The organism is Robertmurraya mangrovi, from assembly GCF_034427655.1.
GTDB classification, from domain to species: Bacteria; Bacillota; Bacilli; order Bacillales; family Cytobacillaceae; genus Robertmurraya_A; species Robertmurraya_A mangrovi.
On record NZ_JAXOFX010000013.1, the window covers coordinates 118,344 to 125,781 of the forward strand.

Sequence of the window (7,438 nt, forward strand, 5' to 3'; positions counted from 1 at the left end):
GGTCTGTTTGTCTGAATTGTTGATTTAAGTCCTCTTATCTGTTTCCCCAATACATCTGGATATTACCAGAAATAAAAAGTTCATCTTATAAAATAAACTGACTCAAATCTTTATTTTTAGAAATAACTCCTAATTTCTCTTCTACATACTGAGGAGTAATAGCTATTTTTTCCATTGTGATATCTGGAGCTTCAAAAGATAGATCTTCTAATAATTTTTCTAATATAGTATGAAGTCTTCTAGCACCTATATTATCTGTGTTTTGATTTACTTCAAATGCTACTTCAGCTAGTTTACGAATAGCATCGTCAGAAAATTCAATTTGTATACCTTCTGTTTCCAATAATGCTTGATATTGTTTAATTAATGCATTATCAGGCTCTACTAAGATCTTGAAGAAGTCTTCTACGGTTAATTTCGTTAATTCTACACGAATTGGAAATCTTCCTTGTAGCTCTGGAATTAAATCAGATGGCTTTGCAATGTGGAAAGCACCAGCTGCAATAAATAAGATATGATCTGTCTTCACGGAGCCGTACTTAGTGACAACTGTTGAACCTTCAACTACAGGAAGAATATCACGTTGTACACCTTCACGGGATACATCAGCTGAAGATCCGCTATTATTTTTACTAGCAATCTTATCTATTTCATCGATAAAAATAATACCTGTTTGTTCTGCTCTAAAAACTGCCTCTTGAGTAACTTCATCCATATCAATTAACTTCTGAGCTTCCTCATTAGTTAAGATTTTTCTAGCTTCACGAACAGTTAGCTTACGCTTCTTCTGTTTTTTTGGCATTAAACCACTTAAAGCATCTTGGAAATTCATTCCCATTTGTTCCATTCCAGAACCTTGCAGCATATCGAACATAGATGGCTGTTGTTCCTCGACCTCAACGGTAACCAGTTCGTTTTCCAACTCACCTAATGCTAATTTACCTGCGACTACTTTTCGTTTCTCATACAGATTTAGATCTTCTGTATTGTCAGTTGTTTGCTCTTGTTGAGCACCGCCACCAAAAAGCATTTCTAAAGGATTCTTATAGTTGGTTGATTTTTTAGTAGAAGGAACGAGTAAATCCACAAGACGTCTATTTGCACTTTCTTCCGCTCTACCTTTAACATGCTGCATTTTTTCTTCTTTCACTAGTCGTACAGATGTTTCAACTAGATCCCTAATCATCGATTCAACGTCTCGACCTACGTAACCAACTTCAGTAAACTTTGTTGCCTCTACTTTTACAAATGGTGCGCTTACAATTTTAGCCATACGACGGGCAATTTCTGTTTTACCTACACCTGTTGGACCAATCATTAAAATATTCTTAGGACTAATTTCGTCTCTAAGTTTTTCATCAAGCAGGCTTCGACGGTAACGGTTTCTTAGTGCTACAGCAACTGCTTTTTTAGCATCCTTTTGCCCAATAATATATTGATCTAATCGTTCTACAATCTGTCTTGGAGTTAGATTATTCTCTTTAATCGTCATATTTTTCCCTCCCTACAGCTCTTCAACAATGATATTGTCGTTTGTATATACACAAATTTCAGCAGCAACTTCTAATGATGCCTTTGCAATTTCTCTAGCTTCTAAATGGTCTCCCGCATATTTCTTCAACGATCTACCCGCTGATAAAGCGTAATTTCCACCTGAGCCGATTGCCAGTATCCCATCATCTGGTTCAATAACTTCACCGGTACCTGAAATTAGTAGAATATTTTCTTTGTTCATAACAATAAGCATAGCTTCAAGTCTTCTTAAAACCTTATCGCTTCTCCATTGTTTAGCAAGTTCAACAGCGGCTCTTTGTAAGTTTCCATTAAACTCTTCTAGCTTGCCCTCAAACATCTCAAATAACGTAAAAGCATCTGCAACCGAACCCGCAAAACCAGCCAACACTCTACCATTAAAAAGCTTTCTGACTTTTCTCGCTGTGTGTTTCATCACAACCGCATTACCAAAAGTCACCTGTCCATCTCCAGCCATTGCACATTTACCTTTATGTTGAACGGCAAAAATAGTAGTCGCATGAAATTGAAATTGAGACATTTAAATTCCTCCTTTTTGGGTTATGCCCTAGGATGATGTGTCATATAAGTTTTCTTAAGATATTCATTTGTTACATGAGTATAAATTTGAGTCGAAGATAAAAAAGCATGACCTAGTAATTCTTGAACGGTTCTCATATCGGCACCGTTATTCAATAAATGAGTTGCAAATGTATGTCTTAACATATGTGGGTGAATGGTTCCACTTAGAGAAGATTTCTCAATAATCTTATCTAAGATTACCCTTATCCCTCGAGTAGTTAATGGGCCACCACGATAGTTGACAAACACATAGTCATGTGAAGATTGCTTAGTTATAAGTTTGTTCCTACCATCTTTTATGTATCGTTCTAGGGCATCATGCGCAAAACTGCCAAAAGGAACATAACGATCCTTTTTCCCCTTACCATGTACAAGAATCGTTGATAAAAATAAATCAACTTCACTTAAACGTAATTGGCTGCATTCACTAACTCGTATACCGGTTGCATAAAGAAGTTCTAAGATTGCTTTATTTCTTAAATCAATAGGCTCTGTACCTTCGCATGCTTTGAAAAGGTTAGACATTTCTTCCTCATAAAAAAAATCTGGTAAACGCTTTTCAATTTTGGGTATCGAGATATGACTAAAGGGATTTTCCGTGACTAGTTTTTCTCTAAGTAGAAATTTATACAAACTTCTAAGGCTAGAAATTTTTCGGGCAACCGATTTCCTAGCCAGCTTTCTTTCAAACAGTGTAGTAAGGAACAGCCTTACATCACTGTACTTAACATCTTTTAGTTCTGTTATTCCTTGTTCTTTCATTATTTCAGCAAATTCACTAATATCATGTTGATAATATTCAATCGTATATTGTGAGTAATTTCGCTCAATCTGTAAATATTCTAAAAATAATTTTAATAAAACGTTCACATTCTCGTTCACACTGTTACCTCACAAACTGAGATTTAAAAGTGAGTATTATTCTATGTATATGATGACAAGTTCTTAAAATATGATTATAACGAACGGCTTCCTACTAAGGAATCCTTGAAGAGCTCAATTTAGCCCTTCAAGGCTACTAAATATTATCATAAACAATCAAGTGTTGCAAGGAATTTACATATTTTTCACAAAGTTCTGAATTGTTTCTAATGCTCGGTTAGCATGTTGTTCGTATCTTTCTTTTTTCCCTTTAATTTTTTGAGGTAAGTCAGGGAATAATCCAAAGTTTGCATTCATCGGTTGAAAGTTCTTTGCATTTGTCGTAGTAATATATTTTGCCATGCTTCCAATAGCTGTTTCAGCAGGGAATTCAATTGTCTGTTCATTCAACACTAGGCGCGCAGCATTGATTCCCGCAATTAAACCACTTGCTGCCGATTCTACGTATCCTTCTACACCTGTCATTTGACCAGCGAATAATAAATCTTCACGATTATTGAATTGGTAAGTTGCTCTTAACACTTTGGGTGAGTTGATAAAAGTATTTCGATGCATAACCCCATAACGTACGATTTCGGCATTTTCTAAACCAGGGATTAATTGTAATACTTCTTTTTGAGGACCCCATTTTAAATGTGTTTGAAAACCTACGATATTATATAAAGTTCCAGCTGCGTCATCTTGACGAAGTTGCACGACTGCATATGGACGTTTCCCTGTTCTTGGGTCTTCTAAACCTACTGGCTTCATCGGACCAAACGTCATCGTTTTCTTACCACGTTTAGCCATTACCTCTATAGGCATACAGCCTTCAAAAAAGATTTCTTTTTCGAATTCTTTTAACGGAACCGTCTCTGCTTCAACTAGTGCGTTATAAAATCGATCAAATTCTTCTTCTGTCATCGGACAATTTAAGTAAGCTGCTTCTCCCTTATCATAACGAGATTTTAAATAAACCTTATCCATATCAATGCTATCTTTCTCAATGATAGGTGCAGCTGCGTCATAAAAGTATAGGTACTCTTCACCAGTTAAATCTTTTAATTTGGACGCTAACGATTCACTTGTTAATGGCCCTGTAGCAATCACCGTTGGACCTTCAGGAATTTCTGTTACTTCCTCGTTAAACACAGTAACATTCGGATGATTTTTCACTTTGTCTGTGACATGCGCAGCAAACTCATGTCGATCCACTGCTAACGCTCCTCCAGCCGGAACCGAACATGCATCAGCTGAACCGATAATAACCGAATCTAAAATACGCATTTCTTCTTTTAATACTCCAACAGCATTTGTAAGAGTATTCGCCCTTAATGAATTACTGCAAACCAACTCTGCAAATTTGTCCGTGTGATGAGCCGGGGTTTGCTTAACGGGTCTCATCTCAAATAAATTAACTTTAATTCCTCTTTTAGCAATCTGCCATGCTGCTTCACTACCTGCTAATCCTGCCCCTATAACATTTACTACTTGTTCTGTCATATTAATGAACCTCCAGTTGTACTAATATCATTGTTACATCTATCATTCGTTCGTTTTTGTATATAACTAGTTTTCATTTTTTAGCAAATCATCTCTTTTTTACTTTGCCCATTTGCATTTTACAATACGGATTAGAAACAAAAAAGTTTCATGCTTACATCAATATGTTATTTTCTTCACAATACAGCCATTAGAAAAGAGTGAGCATATGCCCACCCTTAGCTTTGTTGTTCTTCCTTATAGTCGCAACTAACACATTGGACTTGGACACCTTTTTTGAGTTTTTTCTCAACAAGAAGTCCTTCACATTTCGGACAGCTTCTTGGTAAAGGTTTATCCCAAGAAATAAATTCGCATTCAGGGAAACGATCACATCCGTAGAAGATGCGTCGTTTTTTACTTTTTCTCTCTATTATATTACCCTCTTTACAATTCGGGCACTTAACTCCGATGTCTTTAACAATAGGCTTAGTGTTACGGCAATCTGGGAAATTACTACATGCCATGAACTTACCGTAACGACCCATTTTAAACACCATCGGGTTACCACATTCTTCACAATCCTCACCTGCAGGCTCATCTTTTATCTCAACCTGCTCCATTTCTTTTTCGGCTATCTCTAAATGCTTTTCAAATTCCTTATAAAAATCATTTATTATGTTAACCCATTTGGTTTTTCCATCTTCTACATTATCTAAATCCTGCTCCATTTTTGCCGTAAACTCTACATCAAGAATATCAGGGAAGAACTCTGATATCAACTCTAATACGATTTCACCTAACTCGGTTGGGATAAATCGCTTGTTATCTAATGCGACATAGCCACGTTTTTGAATGGTATCGAGAGTTGGAGCAAATGTCGATGGTCTTCCTATCCCAAGTTCCTCAAGAGTTCTAACTAGTCTTGCTTCTGTGTAACGAGGCGGTGGTTGAGTAAAGTGTTGTTTCGGATCGATATCTTTCTTTAAGACCTCATCACCTTCTCTTAAATCAGGAAGCATATTATTTTTTTCTTCCGCCTGATCGTCAGTACCCTCAACATACACCTTCATGAAACCAGGGAACTTAACTTTCGAACCATTTGCTCGGAAAATAATCTCACCATTTTTCAGGTCAACACTCATTGTATCCATAATTGCCGGTGCCATTTGACTAGCAACAAAACGTTCCCAAATTAATTTATAAAGTCGGAACTGGTCCCTAGAAAGAAATTCTTTAATAGAGTTTGGCTCTCTAAGGGTGCTAGTTGGTCTAATAGCCTCATGGGCATCCTGTGCATTTGTATTCTTTTTTTCTTTTCGCTTCTCTTCCTGTAGAAAAGCTTCTCCATAAGAAGCTTGAATATATTCTGATGCTTCCGTTTGCGCAATCTCGGAAATTCTAGTAGAGTCCGTTCTCATATAAGTAATTAAACCGACTGTACCTTCTTTTCCTAAGTCAATTCCTTCATAGAGCTGCTGAGCAAGCATCATCGTCTTTTTTGCACGGAAATTTAGTTTTCTAGCTGCTTCCTGTTGGAGTGAAGAAGTTGTAAATGGTGCCGCTGGGTTTCGTTTTCTTTCCTTTTTCGTAACAGCCGTTACTTTAAACTTATTTCCTTTCAGCTGTTTAAGAACATTTTGAACCTCAGCTTCAGATTTCAGTTCTATCTTCTCAGTTCCTATACCATGGAAATGAGCTTCAAACGCTTCCGTCCCTTTTAGAAACTCCCCTTCAATGGACCAATATTCTTCCGGGATAAAGTCTTTTATTTCTTTTTCTCTTTCAATTATAAGCTTTACCGCAACGGATTGAACTCTTCCCGCGCTTAGTCCTTTTTTTACTTTCTTCCATAATAATGGACTGATGTTATAGCCAACTAACCGGTCTAGAATGCGTCGTGCCTGTTGAGCATCAACTAAATCCATGTTAATGGGTCTAGGGTGTTTGAACGACTCTTTAATAGCATCCTTTGTTATTTCATTAAAAACAACTCGACAATCCGAGTGAATATCTACATCTAAACTATGAGCCAAATGCCAAGCAATTGCCTCTCCCTCACGATCCGGGTCAGCCGCTAGATATATCTTTTTCGCTTTTTTTGCTGCTGTTTTTAATTCCTTTAGAACTGGACCTTTACCGCGAATGGTTATGTATTTAGGTTCATATTCATTTGTTACATCAACACCCATTTGACTCTTTGGTAAGTCCCGAACATGCCCCATTGACGCTTTAACTTTATATTTTTTACCAAGATAACGCTCAATCGTTTTAGCCTTCGCAGGCGACTCAACGATTACTAAAAACTCTGACATCTATAATCCTCCTTGAGAGGGATAATATGAAAAGCTCAGTTCACTTGAAAATATACAAGTCTCCGAGCAAAATACCCTTCTTTTGTAAAAATCACATTGATACCTTTTAAGTGATTTTATTTTTCTATTTTAATTATTAAAATTTAACCTATAAAAGTATTCATTATTATTAAACAAGTAAATCATACTTGTCAATCATAAGGGTAACCGTTTACAGTTTATCAATTGAATACCTGATGCAAAATGTATAACAGATTATAAATAAATTCAACCTTTTTCAAACAAATTTCTTTATATCTATACAAAAACCCTTCAAAAAGTTAAAAATTTATGGTTATTTTTTTACTATTATGTATATATCACTAAAATTTAGAACTGAAATTCATAAGAAAGGATCATATTTATGGGGCTGTCCAAATAGTCAGTAATATGACTCTTTGAACAGCCCCTTATTTTTTGTTTTAGCCGCTTAAAATAAGTCTGTTGATTTCCGTTCCAGGCACTTCGCTTTCCGCGGGGCGGGCGGTGAGCCTCCTGATATGAACGAAACTGTCAAGGCCCCCACTCAACATTGGTATATAGGTTGTTTTTAGGCATCTTTAATAAGAGAAGCTATATTCGGCTTCTTTACTAAGTTAAGCTATGAGCCTTTAGGCTAAATGATCTCCTTCTTTAGCTTACTACCA

5 protein-coding genes are annotated in these 7,438 nt (G+C 36.4%); all 5 read right to left on the reverse strand.

Features of this window, described 5'->3' with window-relative positions; genetic code table 11:
- Positions 1 to 85 precede the first annotated feature (85 nt).
- Entirely contained in the window at positions 86 to 1,492 is a 1,407-nt protein-coding gene (gene hslU, locus SM124_RS17350) for an ATP-dependent protease ATPase subunit HslU (protein ID WP_407691418.1), read from the reverse strand.
- Positions 1,493 to 1,504: 12 nt separating this feature from the next.
- Positions 1,505 to 2,053 (reverse strand): ATP-dependent protease subunit HslV, encoded by a 549-nt coding sequence (gene hslV / locus SM124_RS17355; protein ID WP_322447780.1) that lies wholly within the window; start codon positions 2,051 to 2,053, stop codon positions 1,505 to 1,507.
- 20 nt (positions 2,054 to 2,073) lie between these two features.
- Positions 2,074 to 2,976 (reverse strand): tyrosine recombinase XerC, encoded by a 903-nt coding sequence (gene xerC / locus SM124_RS17360; RefSeq protein ID WP_322447781.1) that lies wholly within the window; start codon positions 2,974 to 2,976, stop codon positions 2,074 to 2,076.
- A 174-nt stretch (positions 2,977 to 3,150) separates the two neighbouring features.
- Positions 3,151 to 4,458 carry an FADH(2)-oxidizing methylenetetrahydrofolate--tRNA-(uracil(54)-C(5))-methyltransferase TrmFO gene (gene trmFO, locus SM124_RS17365; protein WP_322447782.1) on the reverse strand — a complete coding sequence of 436 codons (1,308 nt, stop codon included), beginning with the start codon at positions 4,456 to 4,458 and terminating at the stop codon, positions 3,151 to 3,153.
- 218 nt (positions 4,459 to 4,676) lie between these two features.
- Positions 4,677 to 6,752, reverse strand: coding sequence for a type I DNA topoisomerase (gene topA, locus SM124_RS17370; RefSeq protein WP_322447783.1), 2,076 nt, complete (start codon positions 6,750 to 6,752; stop codon positions 4,677 to 4,679).
- Positions 6,753 to 7,438: the final 686 nt, after the last annotated feature.